The sequence below is a fragment of the Cobetia sp. SIMBA_158 genome (assembly GCF_046566945.1).
In the GTDB taxonomy this organism is placed as follows: domain Bacteria; phylum Pseudomonadota; class Gammaproteobacteria; order Pseudomonadales; family Halomonadaceae; genus Cobetia; species Cobetia amphilecti.
On sequence record NZ_JAWJYL010000681.1, the window covers coordinates 1 to 256 of the forward strand.

Annotated in this window: 1 protein-coding gene; it reads right to left on the reverse strand. The window is 43.8% G+C overall.

Annotated elements, in window-relative coordinates; translation table 11 throughout:
- Positions 1–132: 132 nt before the first annotated feature.
- Positions 133–249, reverse strand: coding sequence for a phage tail assembly chaperone (locus R2R70_RS21555; RefSeq protein ID WP_410979132.1), 117 nt, complete (start codon positions 247–249; stop codon positions 133–135).
- Between the last annotated feature and the right edge of the window lie 7 nt (positions 250–256).

The window sequence follows — 256 nt, forward strand, 5'->3', positions numbered from 1 at the left end:
GGGCTATTAACCCAAACAAAAAGGCCTTGAATCGCCTTGGCGCTTCATAGACCTCTAAGAGTTCAGACGGGGAGTAATGAAGCTCATGCATGCAGTAATACAGATACACAGCCTCTTTGTTCCCGTCTTTTATTAGTTTTTTGCTTCTGTTTCAAGGTCCTCAATTTCATCTTCAAAACCGTTGACCTCAATGGCTTTGTTTAACCAGTTTGCATATTCACCGCCGACAGATAGGACACGCTTTGCCACTTCGACT